Annotated in this window: 30 protein-coding genes; 16 read left to right on the top strand and 14 right to left on the bottom strand. The window is 38.9% G+C overall.

The features are described from left to right. The 5 genes from lepB to J580_RS12975 form a co-directional block, all read right to left on the bottom strand. Nucleotides 1-828, bottom strand: coding sequence for a signal peptidase I (gene lepB, locus J580_RS12995; RefSeq protein WP_005067825.1), 828 nt, complete (start codon nucleotides 826-828; stop codon nucleotides 1-3). Between the two features lie 75 nt (nucleotides 829-903). Then, on the bottom strand, nucleotides 904-2,721 hold the full coding sequence (lepA, locus tag J580_RS12990) for a translation elongation factor 4 (RefSeq protein ID WP_002118606.1): 1,818 nt from the start codon (nucleotides 2,719-2,721) through the stop codon (nucleotides 904-906). A 183-nt stretch (nucleotides 2,722-2,904) separates the two neighbouring features. Next, nucleotides 2,905-3,453 carry a GNAT family N-acetyltransferase gene (locus J580_RS12985; RefSeq protein ID WP_032004438.1) on the bottom strand — a complete coding sequence of 183 codons (549 nt, stop codon included), beginning with the start codon at nucleotides 3,451-3,453 and terminating at the stop codon, nucleotides 2,905-2,907. 21 nt (nucleotides 3,454-3,474) lie between these two features. After that, nucleotides 3,475-3,927 (bottom strand): acyl-CoA thioesterase, encoded by a 453-nt coding sequence (locus tag J580_RS12980; protein ID WP_005073148.1) that lies wholly within the window; start codon nucleotides 3,925-3,927, stop codon nucleotides 3,475-3,477. Between the two features lie 123 nt (nucleotides 3,928-4,050). Further along, entirely contained in the window at nucleotides 4,051-5,427 is a 1,377-nt protein-coding gene (locus J580_RS12975; RefSeq protein WP_032004437.1) for a Do family serine endopeptidase, read from the bottom strand. A gap of 230 nt (nucleotides 5,428-5,657) precedes the next feature. Between J580_RS12975 and nadB the strand changes: the two genes are divergently transcribed. After that, nucleotides 5,658-7,301 carry an L-aspartate oxidase gene (nadB, locus tag J580_RS12970; RefSeq protein ID WP_032004436.1) on the top strand — a complete coding sequence of 548 codons (1,644 nt, stop codon included), beginning with the start codon at nucleotides 5,658-5,660 and terminating at the stop codon, nucleotides 7,299-7,301. Between the two features lie 56 nt (nucleotides 7,302-7,357). Here nadB and J580_RS12965 read toward each other — a convergent pair whose 3' ends face one another. The 4 genes from J580_RS12965 to pabC form a co-directional block, all read right to left on the bottom strand. Further along, the gene (locus tag J580_RS12965; RefSeq protein WP_000842533.1) at nucleotides 7,358-7,774 is read right to left on the bottom strand and encodes a PaaI family thioesterase; all 417 of its coding nucleotides are present in this window, start codon (nucleotides 7,772-7,774) and stop codon (nucleotides 7,358-7,360) included. 138 nt (nucleotides 7,775-7,912) lie between these two features. Continuing rightward, on the bottom strand, nucleotides 7,913-8,512 hold the full coding sequence (tmk, locus tag J580_RS12960; protein WP_014207373.1) for a dTMP kinase: 600 nt from the start codon (nucleotides 8,510-8,512) through the stop codon (nucleotides 7,913-7,915). 9 nt (nucleotides 8,513-8,521) lie between these two features. Beyond that, nucleotides 8,522-9,592 (bottom strand): endolytic transglycosylase MltG, encoded by a 1,071-nt coding sequence (gene mltG, locus J580_RS12955; protein ID WP_005073139.1) that lies wholly within the window; start codon nucleotides 9,590-9,592, stop codon nucleotides 8,522-8,524. A gap of 1 nt (nucleotide 9,593) precedes the next feature. Next, on the bottom strand, nucleotides 9,594-10,406 hold the full coding sequence (pabC, locus tag J580_RS12950) for an aminodeoxychorismate lyase (RefSeq protein WP_032004435.1): 813 nt from the start codon (nucleotides 10,404-10,406) through the stop codon (nucleotides 9,594-9,596). Between the two features lie 263 nt (nucleotides 10,407-10,669). Here pabC and J580_RS12945 point away from each other — a divergent pair, with 263 nt between their 5' ends. From J580_RS12945 to J580_RS12920, 6 genes are all read left to right on the top strand, one after another. Then, nucleotides 10,670-11,677 (top strand): sulfate ABC transporter substrate-binding protein, encoded by a 1,008-nt coding sequence (locus J580_RS12945; RefSeq protein ID WP_001212602.1) that lies wholly within the window; start codon nucleotides 10,670-10,672, stop codon nucleotides 11,675-11,677. Between the two features lie 30 nt (nucleotides 11,678-11,707). Beyond that, nucleotides 11,708-12,316 (top strand): RBBP9/YdeN family alpha/beta hydrolase, encoded by a 609-nt coding sequence (locus J580_RS12940; RefSeq protein WP_032004434.1) that lies wholly within the window; start codon nucleotides 11,708-11,710, stop codon nucleotides 12,314-12,316. 80 nt (nucleotides 12,317-12,396) lie between these two features. Then, the gene (gene cysT, locus J580_RS12935; RefSeq protein WP_005073131.1) at nucleotides 12,397-13,230 is read left to right on the top strand and encodes a sulfate ABC transporter permease subunit CysT; all 834 of its coding nucleotides are present in this window, start codon (nucleotides 12,397-12,399) and stop codon (nucleotides 13,228-13,230) included. Continuing rightward, nucleotides 13,227-14,111 carry a sulfate ABC transporter permease subunit CysW gene (gene cysW / locus J580_RS12930; RefSeq protein ID WP_032004433.1) on the top strand — a complete coding sequence of 295 codons (885 nt, stop codon included), beginning with the start codon at nucleotides 13,227-13,229 and terminating at the stop codon, nucleotides 14,109-14,111. Before cysT ends, cysW begins: the two co-directional genes overlap by 4 nt. Before the next feature lie 11 nt (nucleotides 14,112-14,122). After that, nucleotides 14,123-15,184: a sulfate/molybdate ABC transporter ATP-binding protein gene (locus tag J580_RS12925; RefSeq protein ID WP_032004432.1), complete on the top strand. Its 1,062-nt coding sequence runs from the start codon at nucleotides 14,123-14,125 to the stop codon at nucleotides 15,182-15,184. Between the two features lie 71 nt (nucleotides 15,185-15,255). After that, nucleotides 15,256-16,179 (top strand): CysB family HTH-type transcriptional regulator, encoded by a 924-nt coding sequence (locus J580_RS12920; protein ID WP_032004431.1) that lies wholly within the window; start codon nucleotides 15,256-15,258, stop codon nucleotides 16,177-16,179. Nucleotides 16,180-16,276: 97 nt separating this feature from the next. Here the strand turns inward: J580_RS12920 and carO are convergent, their stop codons facing one another. Continuing rightward, nucleotides 16,277-17,026 (bottom strand): ornithine uptake porin CarO type 1, encoded by a 750-nt coding sequence (carO, locus tag J580_RS12915; RefSeq protein ID WP_032004430.1) that lies wholly within the window; start codon nucleotides 17,024-17,026, stop codon nucleotides 16,277-16,279. Nucleotides 17,027-17,321: 295 nt separating this feature from the next. Here carO and dapD point away from each other — a divergent pair, with 295 nt between their 5' ends. The 8 genes from dapD to J580_RS12875 all read left to right on the top strand — a co-directional run bounded on the left by dapD (nucleotide 17,322) and on the right by J580_RS12875 (nucleotide 22,418). Next, nucleotides 17,322-18,143 carry a 2,3,4,5-tetrahydropyridine-2,6-dicarboxylate N-succinyltransferase gene (gene dapD, locus J580_RS12910; RefSeq protein ID WP_016140275.1) on the top strand — a complete coding sequence of 274 codons (822 nt, stop codon included), beginning with the start codon at nucleotides 17,322-17,324 and terminating at the stop codon, nucleotides 18,141-18,143. A 98-nt stretch (nucleotides 18,144-18,241) separates the two neighbouring features. Continuing rightward, on the top strand, nucleotides 18,242-18,952 hold the full coding sequence (gene queE / locus J580_RS12905; protein WP_032004429.1) for a 7-carboxy-7-deazaguanine synthase QueE: 711 nt from the start codon (nucleotides 18,242-18,244) through the stop codon (nucleotides 18,950-18,952). A 40-nt stretch (nucleotides 18,953-18,992) separates the two neighbouring features. Next, entirely contained in the window at nucleotides 18,993-19,661 is a 669-nt protein-coding gene (gene queC / locus J580_RS12900) for a 7-cyano-7-deazaguanine synthase QueC (RefSeq protein WP_002118843.1), read from the top strand. Between the two features lie 16 nt (nucleotides 19,662-19,677). After that, entirely contained in the window at nucleotides 19,678-20,094 is a 417-nt protein-coding gene (locus J580_RS12895; RefSeq protein ID WP_002118993.1) for a hypothetical protein, read from the top strand. A 96-nt stretch (nucleotides 20,095-20,190) separates the two neighbouring features. Beyond that, nucleotides 20,191-20,877, top strand: coding sequence for a diphthine--ammonia ligase (locus J580_RS12890; RefSeq protein ID WP_005067798.1), 687 nt, complete (start codon nucleotides 20,191-20,193; stop codon nucleotides 20,875-20,877). A gap of 17 nt (nucleotides 20,878-20,894) precedes the next feature. Continuing rightward, nucleotides 20,895-21,356 carry a peroxiredoxin gene (locus tag J580_RS12885; RefSeq protein WP_002118936.1) on the top strand — a complete coding sequence of 154 codons (462 nt, stop codon included), beginning with the start codon at nucleotides 20,895-20,897 and terminating at the stop codon, nucleotides 21,354-21,356. A 118-nt stretch (nucleotides 21,357-21,474) separates the two neighbouring features. Then, nucleotides 21,475-22,044 carry a CAP domain-containing protein gene (locus J580_RS12880; protein WP_032004428.1) on the top strand — a complete coding sequence of 190 codons (570 nt, stop codon included), beginning with the start codon at nucleotides 21,475-21,477 and terminating at the stop codon, nucleotides 22,042-22,044. Nucleotides 22,045-22,055: 11 nt separating this feature from the next. After that, nucleotides 22,056-22,418, top strand: coding sequence for a glyoxalase superfamily protein (locus J580_RS12875; RefSeq protein WP_032004427.1), 363 nt, complete (start codon nucleotides 22,056-22,058; stop codon nucleotides 22,416-22,418). 11 nt (nucleotides 22,419-22,429) lie between these two features. Here the strand turns inward: J580_RS12875 and J580_RS12870 are convergent, their stop codons facing one another. Then, a complete protein-coding gene (locus J580_RS12870) occupies nucleotides 22,430-23,005 on the bottom strand; it encodes a nicotinate-nicotinamide nucleotide adenylyltransferase (RefSeq protein ID WP_002119001.1) in 576 nt (191 codons plus the stop codon). A gap of 109 nt (nucleotides 23,006-23,114) precedes the next feature. On the opposite strand from J580_RS12870, the gene J580_RS12865 reads away from it, so the two are divergent. Continuing rightward, complete coding sequence (locus tag J580_RS12865; RefSeq protein ID WP_032004426.1) at nucleotides 23,115-23,915, top strand: enoyl-CoA hydratase-related protein; 801 nt, start codon at nucleotides 23,115-23,117, stop codon at nucleotides 23,913-23,915. On the opposite strand, the gene J580_RS12860 is transcribed toward J580_RS12865, so the two are convergent. The 3 genes from J580_RS12860 to J580_RS12850 all read right to left on the bottom strand — a co-directional run bounded on the left by J580_RS12860 (nucleotide 23,912) and on the right by J580_RS12850 (nucleotide 25,829). Continuing rightward, on the bottom strand, nucleotides 23,912-24,229 hold the full coding sequence (locus J580_RS12860) for an NIF3 1 (RefSeq protein WP_002118807.1): 318 nt from the start codon (nucleotides 24,227-24,229) through the stop codon (nucleotides 23,912-23,914). The genes J580_RS12865 and J580_RS12860 overlap by 4 nt on opposite strands. A gap of 68 nt (nucleotides 24,230-24,297) precedes the next feature. Beyond that, complete coding sequence (locus J580_RS23925) at nucleotides 24,298-24,423, bottom strand: KGW motif small protein (RefSeq protein WP_032004425.1); 126 nt, start codon at nucleotides 24,421-24,423, stop codon at nucleotides 24,298-24,300. 200 nt (nucleotides 24,424-24,623) lie between these two features. Further along, entirely contained in the window at nucleotides 24,624-25,829 is a 1,206-nt protein-coding gene (locus J580_RS12850; RefSeq protein ID WP_032004424.1) for a multidrug effflux MFS transporter, read from the bottom strand. Nucleotides 25,830-25,831: the final 2 nt, after the last annotated feature.

The raw sequence follows: 25,831 nt of genomic DNA, 5'->3' as shown, positions 1-25,831 counted from the left end.
TTAATCTATTTTTCCATTTCGGCTAAAGTTAGGAAGGTGTAAACCCGGTTCTTTATGCATCCACACGTAGAATGCTCGTCCTGTTAAGTTTTCTTCAGGAACGAACCCCCAGAAACGACTGTCTGCACTTTGATCGCGGTTATCCCCCATTGCAAAGTAATGTCCTTTTGGTACAGTCACTTCCCAATATAAACCGTCTTGGTTCGCATATTTACCATTTTCAACATAGTTGATAAACGGTGCTTGGCGCGCCACATTTACACCTTCAAGCTCACGCATCGTAAAGGTATGCTCACCAATCGTCTCTTTATGATAAATAGACGTTGGCGTATCCATCACATCTTTTTCACGACTGAATTGTGTTAATACTTTCGGAACTTTCTGCCCATTAATAATCAATTGCCCATGGTCATAAACAATATGATCACCAGGTAAACCGATTACACGTTTAATATAGCTAATAGTCGGTTGAGGTGGATAACGGAATACAATTACATCACCACGCTTCGGCTCACCTACATCAATAATTTTTTTATTAACGATAGGTAAACGTACACCATAATCAAATTTATTCACCAGAATAAAATCACCAGTTTCTAAAGTTGGTACCATAGAGTCCGATGGAATATTAAATGGCTCATAAAGAAATGAACGAAGCACAAGTACTACAGCTAAAACTGGCCAAAAGTCATAGGCCCATGTAATGACAAAATTTTCGTTCCCGCGTCCTTTATTTGCACGCTGTTTTAATACAAGTTTATCTAACAACCACACTGCAAATAGAATCAGCGTAACTGGAACAAGAATTAAATTAAAATCAAAATCCACATGACCTCACTCGCAGCCTCGCTGCTTGTATTACAGTGGGGAAAAGAAATTGTTCACTTCCCCCACCCTCATTTCTTATCTTTCTACTTTCAGTACAGCCAAGAACGCTTCTTGTGGAATTTCAACACTTCCCACTTGTTTCATACGTTTCTTACCTTCTTTTTGTTTAGAAAGTAGTTTTTTCTTACGTGAAACGTCACCACCATAACATTTTGCCAATACGTTTTTACGCATCGCTTTTACGGTAGAACGGGCAATAATTTGCGCACCGATTGCTGCCTGAATAGCAACATCGAACATTTGGCGAGGAATTAAGTCTTTCATTTTCTCAACCAATGCAATACCACGATGGCGTGCATCATTACGGTGACAAATCATAGCCAAGGCATCAACCTTTTCGCTATTAATTAACACATCAACCTTAACTAAAGCTGAACTTTCAAAACGTACAAAATTATAGTCTAAAGATGCAAAGCCACGGGAGCATGACTTTAATCTGTCAAAGAAATCCATAACGACTTCAGCCATCGGGATTTCAAAAGTAATAGAAACTTGGTTACCCAAGAATTTCATATCTTTTTGTACACCACGACGTTCGATACAGAGCGTCATTACGTTCCCTAAGTATTCTTGAGGAACGAGGATATGACATTCAGCAATTGGTTCACGCAAATCTTCTACAGTCGATCCATCTGGCATTTTTGATGGGCTATCGATGTAAATCGTTTCACCTTTTTTGGTTAATGCTTCATAAATTACGGTAGGTGCAGAACTAATGAGGTCAAGATCGTATTCACGCTCTAAACGCTCTTGTACAATTTCCATGTGCAGCATACCTAAGAAGCCACAACGGAAACCAAAGCCTAAAGCATCTGAACTTTCTGGTTCAAAGAATAAAGCCGAGTCGTTAATCTGCAATTTTTGTAATGCTTCACGGAACGGTTCAAAGTCACTCGCATCAATAGGGAAAAGACCAGCATATACTTGCGGTTTAACCTTTTTGAAACCAGGTAAAGTTGCAACGTCTGGTGTAGAAGCAAGAGTAATCGTGTCACCTACTGGTGCACCAAAAATATCTTTAATACCAGCAATAACAAAACCTACTTCACCAGCTTCAAGAATATCTGTTTCAGTATGCTTAGGATTAAATACACCTACAGAAGTGACCGGATGAGTTTGTCCTGTCGATTTAACCAACATTTTGTCGCCCTTGCGGATACGACCTTGTTTAATACGAACAAGAGAAACTACGCCTAAGTAGTTATCAAACCATGAGTCGATAATTAATGCTTGTAATGGTGCTTCACGATCACCTTCTGGTGCCGGAATAACATCGACTAAACGCTCGAGTACACCTTCAACACCTAAACCAGTTTTTGCTGAACAAGTTGGTGCATCTGTCGCTTCAATCCCGATAATTTCTTCAATTTCATGAATTACACGTTCAGGTTCAGCCTGTGGTAAATCAATTTTATTTAGAATAGGAAGAACTTCTAGACCTTGTTCAATTGCTGTATAACAGTTTGCAACTGATTGAGCTTCAACACCTTGTGCTGCATCCACAACCAATAGTGCACCTTCACACGCAGCTAATGAACGAGAAACTTCATATGAGAAGTCAACGTGCCCAGGCGTATCAATAAAGTTAAGTTGGTATTCCTGACCATTTGGATGGGTGTAATACAGCGTGACAGAAGCGGCTTTAATGGTAATCCCACGTTCACGCTCAAGCTCCATTGAGTCTAAGACTTGAGCTTGCATTTCACGATCTTGTAGACCACCACACATCTGAATAAAACGGTCAGCCAATGTAGACTTACCATGGTCAATGTGGGCAATAATCGAGAAATTTCGTATATTTTTGATATCGACGGATTTTTTAGCTTGCGCCATGGGTTACCTTGAGAAAATATAGAGTGCTATGTAGCTTGTTTTAATACACAGCCAAAGCGGTTAAATAAATTGCGTGAGATTATAACAGATTGCCGATATGAAAAAGATATAAATTCTTTCTTTTAAAAAAGCTTTTTAAACTTCTCAACATAACAAACTATTTCTCGTTGAAAAGCCTCTAAATCAGAACAGTTTTAACTCGAACTTAAGTAAACTGGCAGATAAATTATTGCCAGTCTTATTTGCTGTATCCCCAATCAATTCAAATCCGAGTTTCTGTACAACTTGTTGAGATCTAATGTTCTGTTCAAATATTTCAGCCCAAACATATTTTATTTGTTTTTGGAATAATCTCTCTTGTTTCAAATACTGGATGAGCCCTACAAGAGCCTCTTGCATATACCCCTCACCCCATGCATTAGGATGAAGTTCATAACCAATGATAACCGCAAAATCATCATCAATCTGTTTGATAGTATTTACCCCACATGTTCCCAACATAGTTCCATCTTTTTTAAGACGAATAGCATGCCTAAAACCTAACTGTTGATTCCATTTTTTATGCATTTTTTCAATTAAAGTCTCAGCTTCTTCTAATGAAGTAAAAGCTTTTAAATCATAAAATTCGAGTACGTTTGAATTTGAAAATAAGTCAAAGACAAAATTTTTATCGGCTTCTGTAAGGTCACTTAAGATTAATCGATCGGTTTCTATGGAAAATAAATTCTTCAAATTCCAGCCTCTCTTTTTTACTTACTTATCATACGAAACAGTAAAATCGTAAGGGTTTATGCTTGAGTCAAGCGGCTTATATGCATGGGTAAAAGTTGGTGACATTCGTTTTGGACGTCCTGTAGCAATTTCAATACATGCCCATTTGGTATTTCCAACAAATAATACGGCCTGATCTGATGGACGAAAAAACACATACTGGCGGAATGAATAAAGTGCATTAATGTCATCTAACCATGTACGTAACACAATTTGTTCGCCTTCAAATGCAGCTTTACGATATTGCACATGATGCTCAACCGCGACCATGGCGTGTTTTAACTCAAGATACTTAGTTACCCCTACTCCCAAAGTTTCAACATGAGCAGCAGCTACATCCTGCATCCATTGAACATACATTACGTTATTTACATGCCCTAACGCATCAATGTGATGTGGCTGCACCTGAATATGTAAATCAAAAATACTACTCACAAATGAACACTCTTATTTTATTAACCTTAAAACTGAAATAAGTGTAGGTAGATATCGCTAAACGCTCAAGATAAATAACAAAAACCACCCATTTTCAGGGTGGCTTATTGATTCGGTTGAGGATTATTGAATACGTAAACCAAGCATTGCGCGCTGTCCCTGACGAATAATAGCAACACGTGCTACAGTATTTTTCGGCAAGTTAGAAACAACTTTTGCAAAATCCTGACTATTTAAAATTTGGCTATTATTGACTTGGGTAATCACATCACCTGGAATGATATTGGACAATGATGCTAAACCGCCACGGCGAACATCTTGTACATAAATACCTCCTTTCACGCTCAACGCATTTTTTTCCGGTTCAGCTAGATCACGAATACTCATGCCTAAAACTGGCCCTTTAGATGCAGCACCTTGTGCACCAGTAGCTGGTGTTTCATCTGGTGCAGTCGTTAAAGTCGCTGAAATATTACGTGTTTTATCATCACGTAATACTTCAAACTGAACAGTTTGATTTGGCTGTACTTTGTTTAATGCATAGAGTAAATCACTCGTACGAAGTACAGGCGCACCATTTAATTTTAAAATCACGTCGCCCGCTCTTAGCCCTGCTTTTTGTGCAGGTGAGTTCGGAGAAATTTGAGTAATTAAAGCACCTTCAGGTTTTGGTAATTTGTACGCATCAGCAAGGTTTCGGTCAATATCTTGCATCATCACCCCTAGGTAAGAGCGTGTTACTTTACCTTTTGTTTTGAGCTGGTCTGCAACATCCATAGCTACGTCAATCGGAATAGAGAAAGACAAGCCCATATAACCGCCGGTACCGCTAAATATTCGAGAATTTACCCCGACCACTTCACCATTTTGGTTAAACAATGGACCACCAGAGTTACCTGGGTTTAAAGCCACATCTGTTTGAATAAATGGCACCGAAGTTTCACCGCTCATGTTTCGTGATTTTGCACTGACAATACCTGCCGAAGCTGAGTAGTCAAAACCAAACGGAGAACCAATAGCTAAAACAGGTTCGCCAACACGTAAACGGTCAACATTTCCTACTCGTAAAGCTGGATAGTTAGTTCCGTTTACTTTTAACAAAGCAACGTCTGTACGCTCATCGCTACCCACTACGGTTGCATCAATTTCACGACGGTCATTTAGAGTGATGCTGATACGCGAGGCATTTTCAATCACATGGTGGTTTGTGAGTAAGTAACCATCTTTACTAATGAAGAATGCGCTTCCGTAAGCTGTCTTTTCTTGTGGACCTTGTTGCTGTGGAATGATGACCTGATTGCCAAAGAAACGTTTTAAAATTTCAGGAACTTGCTGCTGCAACAGTTCATCCTGAGTCATTTTTTTTACGACATTTACACTCACGACTGCTGGACTAACTTGTTCAACAAGATTTGAAAAATCAACAGCAGCATTTGCTTGAACAGCAGCAACTGTAAATACCGCTGCATACATTCCTTGTTGTAAATAGCGAGATTTCATTCGGTGCTCACCCACAATTGGTCTACGAGAATAAGGATAAAACTGTTGTATCACAACGCTTTGAGGTTGTGCGTAACAATATGTTTATTTGTAATACGTCATCACAAGGATTATTTTACGCATTGCAACTTTTTAAGCCAATTGCAATTTTTCTCTGAGTTAGAGCGCTTAAGCTCTTGCCTTTTTAGGTAAAAAGGGGTGTCATTAGCGGACGTTTTAAATTGATGCGAATGGACATGCCTAATTTACAGACAATTCACCACTTTGACGTGATTATTGTGGGCAGCGGCGGCGCTGGTTTAAGTCTGGCTTTATCGTTACCAAATCATTTTAATATTGCAGTTTTAGCCAAAGCTGCTCTAACCGAAGCAAGTACCTTTTATGCTCAAGGTGGCGTTGCTGCTGTTCTTGATGAGACTGACTCTATTCAACAGCATATTAATGACACTATGATTGCAGGTGCTCATTTATGTGAAATGGACGCGGTACAACATACCGTAGAAGGCGGCCGCCCTTCTGTTGATTTTCTTTTAAAACAAGGCGTGCAATTTACCTTAGATGAAGATGAACAACTTCACTTAACTCGCGAAGGTGGTCACTCGCAGCGTCGCATTATCCATTCTGCTGATGCAACAGGCAAAGCCATTTCAACCACTTTGGTTGAACGTGCCAAAGAACGTAAAAATATTACTATTTTTGAAAATTATATTGCGATTGATTTAATCACCTCGCATAAATTAGGCCATACCGACCAAGCGAATCGCGCTATTGGTTTATATGCATTAGATGAAAATACTGAAAAGGTTCATACTTTCCTTGCACCATTCACCGCGCTAGCTTGCGGCGGTGCGATGAAAGCTTATCTGTACACATCTAATCCAGATATTGCCACAGGTGATGGTATTGCTATGGCTTATCGTGCAGGTTGCCGTGTAGCCAATATGGAATTTAATCAGTTCCATCCAACGTGTCTCTATCATCCTCAAGCACGATCATTTTTAATTACCGAAGCTATGCGTGGTGAAGGTGCTTATTTGCGCCTACCTGATGGCGAACGTTTTATGCTGCGTTTTGATGATCGTGCAGAACTGGCTCCTCGCGATATTGTGGCACGTACCATTGACCATGAAATCAAGCGTCTCGGTATTCGCCATGTATGGTTAGATATTACCCATAAATCACCTGAGTTTATTAAAGAGCACTTCCCTACACTTTATGCAAGATTGCTTGAGTTAGGCATCGACATTACCGAAGACATGATTCCAGTGGTGCCAGCAGCCCACTATACATGTGGTGGTGTTGTGGTTGACTCAAATAGTCAGACGGATATTGAAGGTCTCTATGCGATTGGTGAAACGTCTTATACAGGCTTACATGGCGCAAACCGCATGGCAAGTAACTCATTACTTGAGTGCTTCGTTTACGGTATGAGTGCGGCAAAAGATATCGAAAATAAATTTGATGAAAACTTCAAATTACCCGAAGTACCAACTTGGGATGACTCACAAGTAACTAATCCAGATGAAGATGTGGTGATTTTACAAAACTGGGATGAGTTACGTTCGACCATGTGGAACTACGTTGGTATTGTAAGGACTACTAAACGTTTAGAACGTGCTTTACACCGTATTGAAATGTTAAAACGTGAAATCACCGAATATTATCAAGACTACCGTGTTAGCAAGAACCTGATTGAGCTGCGTAACCTTGTTTTAGTATCGGAAATGATTGTTCGCTGTGCTATGCAACGTAAAGAATCACGTGGTTTACATTACACACTCGATTATCCGGAAACTTCCAGCGAGATTCGTAAAACTGTTTTGACTCCTCCAAATTTTGCAGTAGAACAGCCATTGGTTAATACTGATATTTAAACTGTTCTTCTACAAAAAAGCACAGCTCTGACTGTGCTTTTTATTTGGTTTGATATTTATGCTCTAGGTGGGATTGAATAAGTCGCCGTCACATGCGCAACAGGTTCATCCAAACCGACCGAATAAATCCAAACCTCACCCACCACTAAACTCTTTCCTACTTTCATGAGTTTACATTCACTACGTAAGTCTTGATCACCCGCAGGTTTTCTTAAAAAATTAATATTAAAGTTGGTGGTTACGGCTAAACCAACAATACCGATCTCACCTAATATCGCAATATATAAAGCAAAGTCTGCCAAAGTCATCATGGTTGGGCCAGATATGGTACCACCAGGGCGTTGATGCCTTTGATCGACATGATAATAAACAACTGCAGCTTTGGGGGTGACTGATTCAATCGTGCAGTGTTCAAGACTTGGGGGAAATTCCTTTTCAAGAAATGCCACGATTTCTTCTTTTGAGCTTTTCATCCTTGTTATTCTTCAATCTATAAATTATATGTAAGATAGCATAAGAAAATAGCAGATATTTTCTATGACGTTTTAAATCACAATTAACGTCATTTTTCACCACTCCCATATTTTTATAAGAGTGGTTCATCCAATTGCTTAACCTAAATATTGCAAAGCCTGTTCAAACACCTGATCAGGACTTTGTGTTGCATCTATTCGCTTAATACGTTCCGGTTCAGCCTTCCATAAGGTTTCATAACCTTCACGAACCTTAGTAAAGAAGCTTAACTTTTCTTGTTCAAAGCGGTCTAAAGCTCCACGTTCACGTGCACGGTTCATACCAAGTTCAATCGGTGCGTCTAGCCAGAAAGTCACCTCCGGCATGCGTGAAACGAAGTTCTGATTTAAAAGTTGTAATTTATCTTGGCTTAAACCACGACCAGAACATTGATAAGCAAAACTCGCATCGGTAAAGCGATCACTTAATACAATTTTGTTAGCTTCTAAAGCAGGCAAAATAACTTGTTGTAAGTGTTGAGCACGTGCTGCATAAATGAGTAATAACTCGGTATCATGACTCATATTTTCATCATGATTCACCGCCAAAAGCATAGAACGAATTTGCTCAGCTAACGGTGTGCCCCCCGGCTCTCGAGTTAAAACAACTTGTTTGCCATGCTCTTCAAAATGCTGATGAATTTTTCGAATGAGTGTAGTTTTACCTACCCCTTCCGTGCCTTCAAAGCTGATAAACATCTCTTTTCCTTATTTCTTCGATCTCAACACGGATAAATATTCTTGCACTGCTTGATTATGAGCTTGCAAGTCTGCCGTAAATTTATGTCCACCATTACCAGTCGCTACGAAATAGATATTATTTGAATCATCTGGATGTAACGCTGCTTCAATTGCTTTTTGGCTTGGCAAAGCAATTGGAGTTGGAGGCAAACCATTAATGGTATAAGTATTATATGGTGTTGGAGTACGGAGGTCTTCTCGGGTAATGTTGCCTTTATAGTTATTACCCATTCCGTAAATAACAGTTGGATCCGTTTGTAAACGCATACCGAGTTTTAAACGGCGGACAAAAACTCCAGAAACTTGTGTAAGTTCACTGTCTAAACTTGTTTCTTTCTCAACAATAGAAGCCATAATTAATGCTTCATATTTATCTTTATAAGGTAAATTCGGAGCACGATTTGCCCAAGCTGTATCTAAAGCTTTTTTTTGGCGATGATATAAATCGGTAAGAATTTTCTTGTCAGTCTCGCCTTTGGCAAAGAAATAAGTATTCGGCGCGAATAAGCCCTCTGGATGATCGTAAGGAATCCCAAGCGCTTTCATAAGCTGATCATTAGGTAAATCCAATATTGTATTTTTTACATTTTTATCATTTTTGAGTGCAGTAATAAGCTGCTTAAAAGTTGTACCTTCAATCACCAAAACACGATTCATCTGAGCATTATCAGCATCAGATAACATCTCTAACACTTGTCTTACACTCATCCCTTGTTCAATTTCATACACACCAGCTTTCATGCTGTCATGAATCATAAACTTTTGATAAAGCTTTAATACGATAGGAAAGCTAATTTTGTCTTCTTTTGCTAAACGATCAATAAAACCAGAATAAGTTTCCCCAGATGTAATAGATAACATCTGTTTTTTGCCTTCGATAGGATAAGCCTTAAACAAACTTGACCATAAAATGGCAAAAGTAGAAATTAAAACAATAAAAAGGCCAATTAGAACCAATCGCTTAGAAAATTTTGGAGCTTGTTTTTTGTTATTTTTCTTGGCGTTTTTTGCTTTCGCATTCACAGGTGGCTTCGGCATATTAATGAATCTGATTTAAGTTAAGGATATGAAATAAATCTATGCATGCCTGTGTTTCTAGCGTTTTTTCACCTAAATGAGTGACTACTCGCATAGGGTTTAAAGCATTACAAAAGAATAGACTTTGTATTCCAGATACTTCATCTAATTCAATCACACGTACTTCACAGGCAATACCATGGTGCTGCATACGCGCCAGAATTTCTGCCCGCATTACACCGTGGACGCCATTATAGCGAAGTTCAGGAGTAATCCATCTATCATTTAAACGAATAAAACAATTACTGCTGATCCCTTCAACAATATAACCTTGTACATCAGTAACTAATGCTTCAGCCCACCCGAGTTGATCTGCTTCTTTTTTTAGCAATACTTGTTCAAGGCGGTTTAAAGATTTAAGCCCCACTAAGCTCGGCATGGTTAAACCTAGGGCCTGATTTAAAACACCACATTGGATAGAGTCAGGCACAAACGGCTCTAAAGCTTTTGGATAAAACCAGATATAAATATCAGCTTCATGTTTCGGCAAACTATAACCGCGATCGCCTTCCCCACGACTAATCACAATTTTCAAGGTGCCATTGAGTATGAGGTTCTGCTTTTGCAGCTGCTGCAAACTCAGTTCAATTAATTCAAAATTTACAGTTAAAGACAGTTTTTGACATGCGAGTTTCAGACGTTGCCAGTGCCTTTCTTTAAGCTCAATCTGATTTTGAAAAACACGAATTGTGGTAAAGCATCCATCTCCATAATGAAAGGCTCGATCTAATAAAGGAATAGTCTCAACGGGTTGCCCATTTTTAAAACACCACATGTTTGTTCCATCCTTTGCTAAAAGCCGCACAACAATACAATACCTTTCATTTAAATAATAAATGATTGATTTTAAAAAATTATACCGATTTCGTATCTGCTTTTGAAACTTGTTATATATCAAGATTTAAGAATAGTTTATCTCTTTTTATTATTTCTATTTTTTTCATATTAAATTCGTTTTTTATTATTTTTTTAGAATAAAGACTAGCGCTATTCTGCGTTCATGTTTTGAACATTTCATATTTTTTGAGGACTTATCTCATGCGTTTTTCTCAATTAAAAGTCGGGGTTATCGCTGCACTTCTTTCTGTTTCGTCATTTGCAGCCCAAGAATTTTTAAACGTTTCTTACGATCCTACTCGTGAGCTATATACAGATTTCAACAAACAGTTCGGTACTTACTGGAAACAACGTACTGGTCAAGATATTGAGTTTAAGCAATCACACGGCGGCTCTGGTAAACAGGCTCGTGCGGTTATCGATGGCTTAAATGCAGATGTGGTGACATTAGCACTTGCAGCAGATATTGATGAAATTGCTGAAAAAGCAAAATTACTTCCAACTAACTGGCAGAAAAAACTGCCACAAAACTCAACGCCATATACATCAACCATTGTATTTTTGGTGCGTAAAGGCAACCCAAAGCAAATTAAAGACTGGGCTGATTTAATCAAACCAGGCGTAGAAATCATTACACCAAACCCGAAAACCTCTGGTGGTGCTCGTTGGAACTATCTTGCAGCTTGGGCTTGGGCAAAACATCAACCAGGCGGCAATGATGCGAAAGCACAAGAATACGTTCGCCAAATTTATAAACATACTAAAGTTCTAGATTCTGGTGCTCGCGGTGCGACGACTACTTTTGCTGAGCGTGGTATTGGTGATGTATTGCTAGCTTGGGAAAACGAAGCTCATTTAGCTATTCGCGAACAACCTGGCAAATTTGAAATTATTACTCCGTCTCTTTCGATCTTAGCTGAGCCTCCAGTTGCAATTGTGGAGAAGAATGCAGCTAAAAAAGGCAACTTAACCATTGCTAAAGGTTATCTGAACTATTTGTACTCACCTGCTGGTCAAGAAATTGCAGCACGTAACTTCTACCGTCCACGTAACGCAGCTGTTCTTAAAAAATACAGTAATGTATTTAAGCCATTGAAGCTTGTAACAATCGATAAAGAGTTTGGTGGTTGGACAAAAGTACAAAAACAACACTTCGATAATGGTGGTGTTTTCGATCAAATCGTGAAAATCAATAGTGCAGAGAAGTAATTCTTTGCACTAAAGGTAAGGAGAACAGACATGATTCACACTGTAATTGTTCCGGGCGTAGGTGGCAGTGAACATCAGCATTGGCAATCTTGGTTGCAGCGTCAACTCGTGTCTAGTTCTCGTGTTGAACAAAAAAACTGGGATAGACCTGTATTAAGCGAATGGGTTGAGCAATTCGTTAAAACTGTTCAAGCAGCTCAAGCTCCTGTTCAAATTGTTGCACATAGTTTTGGATGCTTAACGAGTGTAGCTGCTTTAGCTGAGCATCCAGAGTTAAAAAGCCAAGTTAAGAAACTAATTTTAGTCGCTCCAGCGAATCCAGCACGCTTGGGGGAGGCAGGGTTTGCCCGCCATAGCTTGACCGATTACAAAGATTATTTTCATCAATTAAAAATTGATGTGCCTGCAACGCTACTCATTAGTGAAAATGATCCATGGCTCGGCTTTTTTGATGCCTTACAACTTGCAAAATCATGGAAGTTAAATCCCGTTAATCTTGGTGAAGTGGGCCATATTAACGTTGCGTCAGGTTTTGGGCCATTCCCGGATTTGCTGAACTATTTGATCCCAGAAGATTCGATGTGTAGTCACTCATCTATCGACCCGGTAAAAACACATTTCTCTTTGAAATTTGCTTAATACCAATCTTTATACCGCACTGTTTATCTTTATTTATTCGCTTACTGGTTTCAGCAGGCTTTTCTCTTTGAGGAAATATCATGTCGCAGCGATCCCGAGTGCTGCCTGGGTTTGGTCTATCTTTGGGCTTCACCCTCGCCTATGTGTCTTTTATTGTGCTTATTCCATTAGCCGCAGTCTTTATCAAATCATTTGGAATCGGATGGGACGGATTATGGGAAATTTTAACATCTGAGCGTATTTTGAAATCGCTTCAACTCAGCTTTAGTTCAGCTTTAATTGCAGCATTTATTAATGTTGTGTTTGGTCTGCTTTTAGCTTGGTGTCTTGTTCGCTATAACTTTCCCGGAAAACGTCTAGTTGATGCATTGGTCGATTTACCATTTGCTCTTCCGACCGCAGTTGCAGGTATTGCACTGACTTCACTCTATGCACCTACTGGTTGGTTAGGTCAATATCTGGAACCACTTGGTATTCAGGTTGCCTATACGCCTATCGGAATTACGCTGGCATTGGTCTTTATTGGTATTCCTTTTATTGTTCGGACCGTTCAACCGGTACTCAGCGATATTGAAACCGAACTTGAGGAAGCAGCTTCAGCACTTGGTGCAAATCGTTGGCAGACCATTACTAAAATTATTTTACCCATCTTACTACCTGCTCTATTTACAGGCTTTGCTTTAGCATTTGCTCGCGGCGTGGGTGAGTATGGCTCTGTTATTTTTATTGCAGGTAACCAGCCATTTAAAACAGAAATCGCACCGCTGATGATTATTTCTCGTCTTGAAGAATATGATTATGCAGGTGCAACGACCATTGCAGCGGTCATGTTAGTTCTCTCTTTTATCATTCTATTTGTCATTAACTTACTTCAAGCATGGGCAAACCGTCGTACAGGGAGAAACATCACATGAATTTACATACCGACAGCAATGCACTTGCCTTGAAGTTACAGTCTCGTGATGCAACACGTGAGCCAACTTGGGTACGTTATACCCTTATTACAATTGCACTGATTTTTTTCCTCAGTTGCCTCATGCTGCCCCTCATTCTGGTTTTCGTAGAAGCATTTAAGCAAGGCCTTGAAGTCTATGTTCAGGCTTTGATTGATCCAGATACTTTATCAGCAGTGAAATTAACATTACTCACCGCAGCAATTGCAGTTCCAATTAATGTGATATTTGGTGTTGCTGCAGCATGGGCTGTCTCTAAGTTCCAGTTTAGAGGTAAGGCAGTTTTAACCACCATCATTGATATGCCTTTTTCGGTTTCACCTGTTATTGCAGGTTTAATGATTGTTCTAATTTTTGGTGCGCAAGGTTGGTTCGGCGGCTGGTTAATGGATCATGACATCAAGATTTTATATGCCGTACCTGGAATTGTTTTAGCAACCATTTTTATTACAGTTCCTTTTGTGGCGCGTGAGTTAATTCCACTCATGGAAGCTCAGGGAACAGAGGAAGAAGAAGCAGCAATTGTACTCGGTGCATCAGGTTGGCAAACTTTTTGGAAGGTCACCCTCCCTAACATTAAATGGGGTCTGATTTACGGCGTGATTTTGTGTAATGCCCGCGCAATGGGTGAGTTTGGCGCAGTATCAGTGGTTTCTGGTCATATCCGTGGTGAAACCAATACTCTGCCACTGCATGTTGAAATTTTATATAACGAGTACACCTTTAGCGCAGCCTTCGCCGTGTCCTCACTGCTTGCCTTCTTAGCTCTTTTAACACTGATTTTAAAAACTTGGTTAGAGCTACATCAAGATAAACCAGAACCGCATTCAACTGATTCGTAAGGAATGAAGTCATGAGTATTCAAGTTAAAAATATTGAAAAACACTTTGGTGCATTCCATGCGCTTAAAAATATTTCCCTAGACTTTCCAGAGGGTGAACTGGTTGCGCTACTTGGACCATCTGGTTGTGGTAAGACGACTCTGCTTCGTATCATTGCAGGTCTAGAATCAGCCGATGGCGGTCAGGTTTTACTTGAAGGTGAAGATGCGACTAATGTACATGTACGTGAGCGTCAGGTCGGCTTTGTATTTCAGCACTATGCTTTATTCCGTCACATGAATGTATTTGACAATATTGCCTTTGGTTTACGCGTTCGCCCTCGTGCAACCCGTCCTTCGGAAGCTGAAATTAAAAAACGTGTCACTCGTTTACTTGATCTAGTTCAACTAGGCTTTTTAGCAGACCGCTACCCTGCTCAGCTTTCTGGCGGACAACGTCAGCGTATTGCTTTAGCCCGTGCTTTGGCAGTAGAACCTCGCGTGTTATTACTCGATGAACCATTTGGCGCTCTAGATGCCAAAGTACGCAAAGAATTACGCCGCTGGTTACGCAACTTACATGATGAATTGCATATCACTTCAATTTTCGTGACTCACGATCAAGAAGAAGCACTTGAGGTTGCAGACCAGATTATTGTCATGAATAAAGGTAATGTTGAGCAAATCGGTTCACCTCGTGAAGTTTATGAAAAACCTGCAACGCCATTTGTGTTTGATTTCTTGGGTCAGGCAAATCGATTTGAAGGTGAACATACGGAAGGTATTATCCGTATCGGTAATGACCGTATTCAATTACCAACAGCAGTTGAGGCACCTCAAGGAAAAGTGATTGCTTTTGCCCGTCCAGATGAGTTACATATTCACTCGCAACCGCAAGCGAATACCATTGAAGCGACTTTTGTACGTGAAATCTGGATTGCTGGAAAAGTAGTGGCCGAATTACAAGACCGTAATGGACGTTTAATTGAAATTGCTCTGAGCAGTGAAGCTGCAAAATTACATGCATTTAAACCTAATCAAACTGTTTGGGTGAGCGCATCTCAATTGCACTTATTTGCAGACCAAGTTGCTTAAGAAATATATTTGGTGAGGAAATATCTTGCGGATCTTTAGACGCTCCTCACCTCTTTTGAGGAAAAGTGTAAATGAACTTTCAACAATTAAGAATTATCCGAGAAACAGTACGCCAAAACTTTAACTTGACGGAAGCATCGGCTGCACTCTACACATCTCAATCGGGTGTAAGTAAACACATCAAAGATTTAGAAGATGAATTAGGTGTTCAACTTTTCGTTCGTAAAGGTAAACGCCTTTTAGGTTTAACTGAACCAGGACAGTCACTTCTTAGCATTGTTGAACGCATGTTAGTGGATGCTGAAAATATTAAACGACTTGCTGAAGATTTTAATAAGGTTGATGAAGGAACATTAACGATCGCAACTACGCATACTCAAGCGCGTTATGTATTGCCTCCAATCGTTAATCAGTTTAAGAAATTATTTCCAAAAGTTCATTTGATTTTACAACAAGCCAGCCCTGTGGAAATTTCAGAAATGCTTTTACAAGGCGAAGCGGATATTGGAATTGCAACTGAGTCTTTAACAACTGAAGAAAATCTGGCTAGCATTCCTTACTATCAATGGCAGCACAGTATTATTACCCCGAAAAATCATCCTTTAGTGCAGGCGGATAAGATTACTCTAGAACTTTTAGCAGAATATCCGCTTATTACTTATCATGGTGGTTTTACAGGTCGATCTAAAATTGATAAAGCGTTTGAAGAGGCTCACCTAGATGCAGATATCGTAATGTCAGCTCTTGATGCCGATGTTATCAAAACCTATGTGGAACTTGGCATGGGTGTCGGGATTGTCAATGACGTGGCTTATGATACAGAACGTGATTATCGTTTAAAGCAAACCAAAACTGATATTTTTGGTGTTAATACCACATGGATTGCGGTTCGAAAAGGCCATCTATTACGCGGTTATGGTTACGAATTTATTTCTTTATGCTCACCTGATGCAGATATTAAAGCGCTTAAGAAAATTGCTTACCCAGACGAATAAAAATTAAAAATAAATAAAAGAGCTTTTTAGCTCTTTTATTTATTTTATTAAAAGTACAAAAAAAAACGAGCCGTAGCTCGTTTTTTCTTTTGTGATCTTACCAGTAGAAATTCACACCAACCTTACCAACTGGTAACCATTTGTATTTATCGTCATTACGAATTTCATTTTCTTCCTTATCTACTGCATCTTGAGCAGACGTTGGGTTACCATTCACAGGAGCAAGATTATATTGAGTTAACTGAACTTTTGGATTACCTGTATAGTAAGCACCTACCTCACCAAATACACCCCAATTTTTATTAAATTTCGGTGCAAAACCAAAACCTACATAAGGGGCGATATTATTTTCATAATTCATCTTACCTCTTACACCACCTTCTTGGCCAGCAACTGCTTGTTGATAGTTTTTACCATCAATTGATAATGTTTCGCCATTACCAATACGTTTAGCTAAGTCATAATCATTATCTAAATAAGCAGCACCCGCAGCTACATATAAGCCTTGAGCCCATGGATTAGAACTAGCGCCCCAAGGACGTATTTCAGCATTTAGATAAATATTATTGTTATCCATATCTAGGTCATATTTAGTACCATTTACAGAGACGTCATCTGTCCACGAAATGTCACCGCCGTTATAACCCAGAGCCAAACCTACATATGGGTTGGCTTGCCATAATAAAGCACCACCGTAACCAGTTGTACCTACCTCAGCACGCACCCCTACAGGAAGTAATTGTTTTTGGTCAAATGCATAGCTGTCATGAACAACAGCTTCATCTGCCATTGCGGTACCAGCAGCGAATAAAGCTGTTGTTGTGACTAACACACGTAATGCTTTCATAGTTTTCTCCTCAAAAAGGCTTTGTTTTTAATTTATTCATCTTGTGACTGAAATCATAATAATGACAGCTTAGATTCTTTTTTATACAAAAAATGCTAGATTTCTGTTATTTTTTGATACAAATTGAGTTAAATTTTTATTTTCAAATCATTTTTGTGTAAAAAACACTTGATTATCTAATAAGCTTATTTCGATTTACCTCATTTATATCATCAATCAAACGTAACACGTTTTTTGAAAGATTCTTGTCACAAATTAGTGTAAAATCTTTAAAATTTTTTATGGAAGGAAGATCATGTCTCAGCTTTCTACGATCATTGAGCAAGCATTTGAAGACCGCGCAAATTTTACTGCAGCAGATTGCTCAAGCGAAATTCGCCAAGCTGTTGAAGAAGCAATTGCTGGTTTAGATAACGGTACACTTCGAGTTGCTGAAAAAATCAATGGTGAATGGGTTGTTCATCAATGGTTAAAAAAAGCTGTTTTATTATCATTTAAACTGAATGACAATAAACCAATCGAGTCATGTGATCTTCGTTTCTATGACAAAGTTGAAACTAAATTCTCTGGTTGGACTGAAGAGCAATTTAAAGCTGCAGGTGTTCGTGTTGTTCCTCCTGCTGTAGCACGTCGTGGTAGCTTCCAAGCTAAAAACGTGGTGTTAATGCCATCTTATGTCAACATTGGCGCTTATGTAGATGAAGGCACAATGGTTGATACATGGGCAACTGTAGGTTCATGTGCTCAAATCGGTAAAAATGTTCACTTATCTGGTGGTGTAGGTATTGGTGGTGTTTTAGAACCATTACAAGCTAACCCAACTATTATCGAAGACAACTGCTTTATCGGTGCACGTTCAGAAATCGTTGAAGGCGTTATCGTTGAAGAAGGCTCAGTCATTTCAATGGGCGTTTTCATTGGTCAATCAACTAAAATTTATGACCGTGAAACTGGCGAAATCCATTATGGTCGTGTACCAGCAGGTTCAGTTGTAGTTTCAGGCAGCTTGCCATCTAAATGCGGTACTTACAGCTTATATGCTGCAATTATCGTGAAAAAAGTTGATGCGCAAACACGTGCCAAAACAAGCTTGAACGATTTGTTACGTGCTGACTAATTTGTTATAACTCTCTTGCGGAGCTTTAATCGCTCCTCATCTCTACGATCAAACTGATCGTAGAGATTTTATTTTTTATATAGTGTGGTATTTCTAGAATGGCTTCCTTACGTTCCTCTGCAATTCCTGTCTCAGACCCTGCGTCCGGTTTACGCATTACCGAGATTTTTTACTCGTTGCAGGGTGAAGCAAATGCCTCTGGCCTACCGACTGTATTTATTCGTCTAACAGGCTGTCCATTACGTTGTAGCTATTGCGATACCACTTATTCTTTTGAAGGTGGCGAACGTTTTTCACTTGAACATATCATTGAAACAGCTACACAATTTCAAACACCTTATATTTGTGTGACAGGTGGTGAACCTCTTGCTCAGCCAAACTGTTTGATTTTATTACAACGTTTATGTGAAGCAGGCTTTGACGTCTCTTTAGAAACCAGTGGCGCTCTTGATGTGTCAAAAGTAGACTCTCGTGTTTCTAAAGTTCTTGATTTAAAAACTCCAACTTCTGGTGAGCAACATCGTAATCTCATCAGTAATCTTGACCATTTAACGCCACGTGACCAAATCAAATTTGTGATTTGCAATCGTGAAGATTATGAATGGTCAAAACAACAAGTTGAAAAATATCAACTGCAGACAAAAGTCAGTACCGTTTGGTTCTCCCCTGCCTTTGCGGTTGAAAAAGGTGCTGTAGGCCTGCCACGTCTAGCACGTGATCTGGCACAGTGGATACTTGATGATAAATTACCTGTTCGTTTCCAACTTCAGTTACATAAGCTGCTTTGGAACGATGAATCAGGTCGTTAATCACTCAATAAAATAAATCATTCCGAATATGGAGAAAAATATGCGCTCTCGTGCCATTGTTTTACTTTCAGGCGGCTTAGACTCAACCACTTGCCTAGCTTGGGCACAAGCGCGCTATGAATGTATTGCTATTAGTTTTATGTATGGTCAACGCTCAACCACTGAACTTGATGCTGCAAAAGCATTAGCTCAGCGTTCAGGTGTTGAACATCGTGTAATTAATATTGATCTCGCTAATTTAGGTGGATCAGCACTTACAGATCACAACATTGCAGTACCAGAACAGTTACAAGAAGGTATTCCTGTAACTTATGTACCAGCGCGTAACACTATTTTCCTCTCGTATGCTCTAGCAGCAGCCGAAGTATTTAATGCTGAAGCTATCGTAATTGGTATTAATGCCGTTGATTATTCAGGATATCCTGACTGTCGTCCTGAATTTATTGATGCTTTTGCGAATATGGCCCGTTTAGCAACTAAAGCTGGCGTAGAAGGAAAACCACTTAAATTTGAAACACCCCTGTTACATTTATCCAAAGCGAATATCATACGTTTAGGGATTGAACATGGCGTAGACTATAGTCAAACGGTATCTTGCTACCAAGCAGATGCTCAAGGACGTGCGTGTGGTAAATGTGACAGTTGCCGTTTGCGTAAAGAAGGCTTTATCGATGCTGGTGTTACCGATCCAACACGCTATATACCGTAATAAGTAGGTAAAATTTATGAAGTTGTTAAAATCAAATCTTATTCTTTCATCTTTATTCTCAGCAGCTGCACTTATGGCTGGTTCAGTTCAAGCAGCTGAAAACCCAGTTCAAGCGGCATATAAAAGCACTAACGTTAAAGGTGCATTAGTTAACGTTTGTAAAGAACAAACTGCTAAAGGCGGCAAGTTAAGTTCATCTGAAGTTAGCAAATTCTGTAGCTGTCAGGTTGAAGCACAAGGTAAAGTGACTGAAGCACAAAAATGGGAAATCCAAAGCGCAATCAATGCGAAGAAAAGCCCAAGTTCTCTAGGATTTGTACAACAACAAAACCGTGATCTTAAAGCATGTTTTGGTCCTCAGTTAACAACTAAGCTTGAAAAGTTAACTGAAGATGCAATGAAGGCAGCTCAACAACAAGCTCCTAAAAAATAAGATTTTAATGTTCCAAATTAAGCCTGCATTTATGCAGGCTTTTTTATAGCTCTGTTAAAATAACAGCACTTTTGACCAATTCATTTGATGTAAGCTATGCAAGAACAATGGAAAACTAATGCTAACCATAAAAGGTCTATTGTCTCATTTAGTGGAGGCAAAGACAGTTCTCTAGCACTCTACCATGCAATGCAGACAGGCGAAGTGATTGGATTGATCGTAATGCTAGAAGAACAAGGCCAACGTTCTCGCTCACATGCCATGCCTCTTGATATTATTCAAGCGCAAGCTAAAGCAATCGGCTTGCCCGTGTTTATGGCTTCATCAAGTTGGAATGACTATGAAGTAAAGTTTATTGAATTACTCAATCAAGCAAAGCAACAAGGAGCCGAGGTACTGGTTACAGGTGACCTTGATATGCCTGAACACGGCTGTTGGCATGATCGAGTAACGCAACAAGTAGGTCTTCAATTAGGAATGCCTCTTTGGCTACGTCCGCACCGTGAAGTTGTTGAAGAATTTATTCAACTTGGATTCCAGAGTGTAGTGGTGACCGTAAACCTTAAACTCGGGATGAATATAGAAGATTTAGGTAAAACCTTAACTTTAGAATATATCCAAGAGCTTGAGAACCGTGGCATTGATCCATGTGGTGAGGGCGGTGAATTTCATACGACTGTGATTGATGGACCAATTTTTAACAAAGCAATCCCTGTAAGAAAACTCAATATTGTTTATCATGAAGAATACGCTTTTTTACCACTTGAATTAGATCAAATTTAACTTTTAAAGGATAAGAAATGTCTGAGAATATTCAACTGCCAAATCAGGTGTTCCCTACTACACACGGCGAAGTGAACTTGACCGAAGTCGAAAATGAATGGCTAATCATTTACTTCTATCCTAAAGATTCAACACCAGGGTGTACAACACAAGCAGTGGGTTTTTCTTGTTTGAAAGATCAGTTTGATGCTTTAGGTGCCCGTATTTTCGGTATTTCACGTGACTCGGTAAAAGCCCATCAAAATTTTACAGAGAAGCAAGCACTTACTATTGATCTGATCAGTGATAAAGAAGAAATTCTTTGTAATCACTTTGATGTGATTAAAGAAAAGAATATGTATGGTAAAAAAGTCATGGGTATTGAACGTTCTACTTTTATTTTCCATAACAAAACTTTAGTTAAAAGCTATCGCAAAGTTAAAGCAGCTGGGCATGCAGAGCAAGTTCTAGAAGACTTAAAAGCTCTACAAACAGCTTAATAAACTTAAGAAACAAAAAGCGGGCATGATGCTCGTTTTTTGTATATGAACAAATTACTTACTCCTTTACTTTGGCGTATGATAAAGACATTAGAATAATTCACGCTAAGGTATTTACATGAGTCTGCTCAAAGTTTGTAATTTACTGTCTAGTGGTCTTGTTATCTCTGCTTGCTCCGTTAGTTCATCCAGTATGCCGCCCTCCCTTACATCATCTACATCACAAGTTGAAACTCCACCTATAACAATAAGTTGCCAAGATTTACAGAACTCTGCCTATCAACAAGCTGTACTTAAAATAATTAATCAGATTCGCCAGCAATCACGCCAATGTGGACAACAACATTTCTCTGCAACCAGACCACTAAGTTGGAGTAATAATTTATATAAAGGTGCACTTTCTCATAGTGAAGATATGGCAACACACAACTTTCTCGGACATGTTGGCTCCACGGGCCTAGATTTAAAATCACGTTTGAAAATTTATAATACACTCGGTAAAGCCAATGGTGAAAATGTCGCGAGTGGACAGAAAACATTAGATGAAGTGATGTCTAGATGGCTGTCGAGTCCCCTACATTGTAGTAACCTAATGAACCCTAAATTTACAACTTACGCAATTGCTTGTGCTTCTGATCAATCTGTAAAACAAAAGAGCTATTGGACTCAACAATTTGGTACACGTTAAAAGGAAAAAAGATGCAATCAGGTTCGATCACCCCTATTTTAAGAATTTTTGATGTCGAGTTAGCTCAATCATTTTATCTTGAGTTCTTAGATTTTCAGCTTGATTGGCAACACCAATTTGAAGACAACTTTCCGTTATATTTACAAATTTCTAAAGATGATTGCGTTATTCATTTATCCGAGCATTTTGGAGATGCGAGTCCTCATAGTGCGATCCGTATTTATTGGGAACATATTTATGAGTTGCATAGTGAACTAAGCAAAAAAGATTATAAATTTTCTAAGCCTCAGGTTGAAAAAACAGATTGGGAAACACTTGAACTCAGTATCACCGATCCTTTTTCCAACCGAATTATCTTTTGGGCAGATGCTTAATCGATATACATTTATTCAAAATCATCTAAATTAGAGCGATCATCTTCTTCAAAGCGTTGTTGCAACTGTTGATAAGTGCGTGTTTTTTTAAATTCATCCAAAAATTGAATAGTTCCTACAGGGAAAAATTCGGTCTGGATTTCACCACGATAATAAGCTTCACGCATTGGTGTTGCCGAGATAGAGTCTTTTAGACTATCTAGTTCAACCATAATCCACTCAGGAAATAGTCGTAAATAATATGAAGACTCATCCTTAAAGTGTCCAATCAAACCAACTTTTGAGTTCGGTTCAATTACGCCATTCACTAAAGATTTGACTTGTTTTACCCATTTTTCGTCATTATAAACATCTACTACATGTACAAAACGAATGCGTTTTTGCTCTTCTAACGAGAAATTTGACAAGATCATTTGCTCGCGCTCTACTGCTAAGAACGGATTTTTAATATTACGTTCCATTTGAGCAGAACCTAATGCCAAAACGACATAGTGGCTTTGTTGTAAGGCAATTTCAATTGTCTGCATATGAGCTAAATGAAATGGTTGAAAACGCCCTATAAAAACGAGATAGTCAAATTTATACATAATTAGATTTTCACTTTTTATGAACTCACCAGTTAACCGCATTACAAAAAATATGCGCCATAATGAGAACCTAAAAATTAACAACGTGGTTTAAAGCAAGGATAGTACGATGACACTTAGCTGTATTCAACAACCTCATCAACATTTACACGCAAATTTAGAAGGTGGCGTACTCACCTTAGCCATAAATCGTCCAGAAGCAAAAAATGCACTGTATGGCGAACTTTACTTATGGATTGCCAAAGCACTTGATGAAGCTGACCAAGACAAAGATGTACGAATAATCGTTCTACGTGGTGTAGAGCAAGATTTTACCGCTGGTAATGACATGAAAGATTTTATGGGTTTTGTACAAAATCCTAATCTAGGCCCAGCAGGTCAAGTTCCTCCGTTTGTACTCCTTAAATCTGCTGCTAGATTATCGAAGCCGCTTATTATTGCAGTAAAAGGTGTGGCTATTGGTATTGGTGTTACGATTTTATTACATGCAGATTTAGTTTTTGCTGACAATACCGCCCTTTTCCAAATTCCATTTGTAAGTCTTGGCCTTTCTCCAGAAGGCGGTGCAAGCCAACTATTGGTTAAACAAGCGGGTTATCACAAAGCAGCTGAACTTCTATTTACTGCGAAAAAATTTAATGCAGAAACCGCAGTACAAGCAAGCTTAGTGAATGAAGTTGTTGAAGATGCTTATGCATCTGCTCAGGCAACCGCTCAACATTTAGCAGCTTTACCACTTGCCTCATTAAAACAAACCAAAGCATTGATGAAACATGATTTAGATCAAATTATTGAATGTATTGATCATGAAGCTGAAATCTTTATGCAACGCGTTCAATCTCCAGAAATGCTAGAAGCTGTACAAGCATTTATGCAGAAACGTAAACCAGATTTTGCGCAGTTTAATTAAAAATCAATTTCTATGATTTGAATAAACTCAAAGGCAGGCTCTTCATAAGGATGGCTTGCCTTTAATGCTTTTGCTACAGCCTTTGCATTTGCTTCAATTACAATTGTTTCAACGCGCCACTCATCAACTTGTTCAAGTTCACCCAGCTCTCCGATATAAGGATCTGCACCTTTGACTGGTTTAAATTGCCCTATTCCTTTCACTTGCCATGCGCAGTGTTCGTAATTACCGATACCCCCCGCACCAGCAGAAAAAATAGCTTGTTTAGTCGACTCAAGATGTGAATCAGGCACGTAATAAATCAGCTTTAACATAAGTAGAATGACTCAAAACTAGTGAACTTGCTTTAAATCATACCGTTAAAAAAGCTTCTAAATCAAAGTCAGCTCATCATTACCAAATAATTTGCTCCAATAAAGAGGATTTGAATGGCAAGCGCCAAGCCAAACAAGCGCCAGCCCTTATCTTTGGCATACATTGTTCTTATGTGATACTTATTTTTCATCATTTTGATCTCCGATTTTTATCGTTGTTACAGAGAAAGCAAAAATTGATCCAATTTTAAACAAACTATAAAGTGTTAAATAGCCGAATGTCTATAGGCTTATAATTTTTCTAAAATGCTTAAAAGAGCTACACTCATTTATAGGTAGCTCTTATTCTGAACAAAATTTTAAATTTCAGTGTGCTAGCTGCGTCTTTATAATTTTAAGCATTCGATTTCTTTAAATATCTGTTCTCATATATTGTCATCATAAATGCTAAACCACATAAAATGACGAAGCCGCCAGTCATTGGTATTAATGTACCGTCATATAATTGCCCAATAATAGATGCAAGAATAAGTGACAAAACAGAAGATGCTGCACCAATAATGGCCGATGCCATACCTGCAACATGCCCCATCGGTTCCATTGCAATTGCGTTTAAATTTCCAAATAAAGTTCCAAATAATAAAAATAAAATGCAGGCATAAAGCATAAACATCCAGAATGAAACAGCCACACCTAAAAGTTGAATTCCTAAGAAAACTAAAGAAATTAGGCACAAACCTAGAAAGCCGTAAATACAGATTGGACGCATACCAAACTTCATAACAATTTTAGAATTTGTAAATGAAGCAATTCCCATCACACCTGCGAGCACAGCAAAATAAGCACTAAACTCTTGCCCTGTTTTACCAAACTGCTGCATAAAAATTTGCTGAGAAGTACCCAAATAACCAATGAATCCACCAAAACAGAAACCTGCACACAGCAAATAGCTCATGGTGGTTTTGTTACTTACGACTTCTTTAAAGCCTTCCTGAAATGCTTGTAGGCGCATAGGTAAACGATTTTCGGGAAGTAACGTTTCTTCCAAACGTAAAGCAACCCATGCCCCCACAACTGTGGCATAGGCCATATATAAAACAAAGATCTCACGCCAACCAAAGAAATGGATAATGAGCTGTCCCAAACTTGGTGCAATTGCTGGGGCAACCATAAAGACCATCATAATTAAAGACATGATGCGGGCCATTTGAGCCCCACTGTATTTATCTCTAACAATTGAAATAGAAGCCACGTAAGGACCTGATACGCCAACCCCTTGAATGAAACGTCCAACTAAAAACCATTCAAAACTTTGTGTGGTAAAGCACAATAAACTTCCCAGAAAGTAAATAACAATTCCTGTGAATAAAATGCGTTTACGGCCAATTGCATCGGATAGAGGGCCAGCAATCAATTGACCAATCGTCATACCAGAAAAAATACCAATAATGACCCACTGTGTCTGATTATTATTTTTTAAGTCAAAAACTCGTCCGATTTCGCCCAAAGCAGGTAGGACTGCATCTATTGAAAAAGAAACAATAGACATGAGCAATGCCATTAGTAATGCAAATTCATGGAAATGGATTTTTGATTTCATTT

Origin of the sequence: Acinetobacter sp. 1542444 (assembly GCF_000581835.1) — a bacterium.
Classification (GTDB): Bacteria; Pseudomonadota; Gammaproteobacteria; order Pseudomonadales; family Moraxellaceae; genus Acinetobacter; species Acinetobacter pittii.
Note: the sequence above shows the minus strand (reverse complement) of the source record. Positions and strands in the feature narration are given on the sequence as shown.